Annotated in this window: 3 protein-coding genes and 1 pseudogene; 2 read left to right on the forward strand and 2 right to left on the reverse strand. The window is 73.1% G+C overall.

All coding sequences use genetic code 11. The annotated features are described in order from the left end of the window. A pseudogene (locus tag D7X96_RS38900) lies at positions 1-679 on the forward strand (serine/threonine-protein kinase); the annotation flags it as partial. Positions 680-721: 42 nt separating this feature from the next. Here D7X96_RS38900 and D7X96_RS38905 read toward each other — a convergent pair. After that, the gene (locus D7X96_RS38905) at positions 722-1,129 is read right to left on the reverse strand and encodes a hypothetical protein (RefSeq protein WP_121725676.1); all 408 of its coding nucleotides are present in this window, start codon (positions 1,127-1,129) and stop codon (positions 722-724) included. Between the two features lie 111 nt (positions 1,130-1,240). Beyond that, positions 1,241-1,546: a hypothetical protein gene (locus tag D7X96_RS38910; protein WP_121771988.1), complete on the reverse strand. Its 306-nt coding sequence runs from the start codon at positions 1,544-1,546 to the stop codon at positions 1,241-1,243. A gap of 247 nt (positions 1,547-1,793) precedes the next feature. Between D7X96_RS38910 and D7X96_RS38915 the strand changes: the two genes are divergently transcribed. Next, positions 1,794-1,962 (forward strand): SLOG cluster 4 domain-containing protein (locus D7X96_RS38915; protein WP_502260796.1); only part of this gene is annotated, 169 nt, incomplete at its 3' end.

Raw genomic sequence — 1,962 nt, forward strand, 5'->3', positions numbered from 1 at the left:
CTACGGGGCCCACCCCTCGCCGCCGCCCCCCGTGGCCGCGCCGCCGCCTCCTCCTCCTCCCGCGCCGCACCCGGTGGCGACGACCGCGCGGCCGCCGGCGGCTCCCGTGGCGGCGCCCCCGGCCCCCGTCCACGCCGTGGCACCCGCGGCCTCTGCGCCCCCGGAAGCGACGGGGAAGGGCATGTCGCCCGGCCAGCGCAAGGGGCTCATCTTCGGAGGCGTGGCCCTGGTGCTGGCGGGGCTCGCGCTGGTGTTCCTGCTGCCCAAGGGCGGCGTGGAGGTGCGCAACGCCCAGGAGGGCGAGCGCGTCTACGTGTCCGGCGTCCTGCTGGAGCCTGGCCAGGGCCTGCCGGAGGACGCCACCGGGTGGCTCGTCTCCACGGCCGTGGACGGCAAGCTGCACCGCTTCGGCAAGGTGCCGAAGTCGGAGCACATCGACCTGCGCACGCTCGCGGACGCCGCGCCCCAGGCGGATGCCCGGGGAACGCTCAACGTCACCGGCGCCCAGGGCTGCCGCGTGGCGCTGGGCTCGCGGGTGCTCGACGGCCAGACGCCGCTGACCAGCCAGATGCCCGCGGGGCGCGAGTTCGAGGTGCGCGTCACCTGCGGCGGCAAGCCCGACCTGGTCCGCTGGGTGATGGCCGTGCCGGGACAGGGCGTCGCGCTGGACGTGCCCTGAGCCGGACGGAATGACAGGGGCTGTAGGCCGCGCCAGCGCGGCCTACAGCTTCTTGAACAGGAAGTCCTTGTAGGCGCCGTAGCCGGGCAGGTCGTCCCCGATGGAGCCGTCCAGCTTCGCGTGGAGGGTGAGCGTGCCGTCCTTCAGCCCCAGCGTGTAGCCCGGCGCGTCCTTGTGGACGACGTGCACCGTCCGCAGGCCCTCGCGCACCGCCTGCTTCCCGATGGCGTCGCGGCAGACGTGCTTCAGGTCGTCGATGAGCCGGTCGAAGACGCCGTTGGAGAGCATCTGGACGGCGGCCGCCGAGGTGAAGCTCTCCTCGTCGAGCGTCACCTGGAACTCGGCGCCGCTCGCGGCCTCCCGCAGCTCCGCCAGCTTCGGCGGGAAGGTGTCCTGCTTGAACGCGGCCAGCTCCTGGCGTTCGGCGAGCCCCATGGTGTCGTGATCCATCGTCTTTCCGGGCAGCAATGCCCACCCCCCTCGAACCGTCGTGGACTGCCCCGCTGGCTGTCAACCCCGCCCCTCGGGGTGGCCCCAGGCCCGGGCGAAGTCCACGGTGCGTCAGTCGTGCGTCCCCACGTGCAGGTCGCCGTGACGCACGCAGACCCAGTGGAAGGCGCACGAACACGCCACCGCGCGGGCGTGCGTGCAGCAGCGGCCCCCGAAGTCCTCCGGCAGCAGCTCGCGCTCGGAGGCCGGCGGCTCCGGCAGCTCCCGGGGGGCGCCTCGCCCGGAGTCCGCGGGCGCGCTGCCGCAGCAGCCGCGCATGAGGCAGCCGGGACACAGGGACAATTCGCAGTGCGCGCACCAGTCGAACACCTCTCCGGCGGTGCCACGGCGCTCACAACCTCCACAGGCGTCGAACATGGACGGCCTCCTCGCTCACATGACGAGCAAGGTAGAGGAGGGGTCCGACATCACGGGTCGTGCGGCCCCTGGCGTCTGGCGCTCCGGGCGGAGGGAAGCGACGGCTGCCGGACGCTCGCCGTGCGCACCTTCCACGGGTGGACGGGAGCCACGCCGCACGCCGGTCCATGATCCCTTGCCGCGTTGGCCGGGGATTCGCATGGAACAGGGGCTCACGTAGTTCCTGGTATTCGGGGAGGACGCAGTCATGCGCAGACACCGCCGAATCATCGGAGTGTTCGGCTCCGGGAGGCACTCCCACGAAGAGTGGGTGGTGCCCCTGGCGCGGTGGATTGCCGAGGCCGGGTTCGACCTGCTCACCGGTGCGGGCGGCGGCGTCATGAGCGTGGCGGCGGGGGCCTTCGTCCAGGTGGAGG

It is taken from the genome of Corallococcus interemptor (genome assembly GCF_003668875.1).
GTDB classification, from domain to species: domain Bacteria; phylum Myxococcota; class Myxococcia; order Myxococcales; family Myxococcaceae; genus Corallococcus; species Corallococcus interemptor.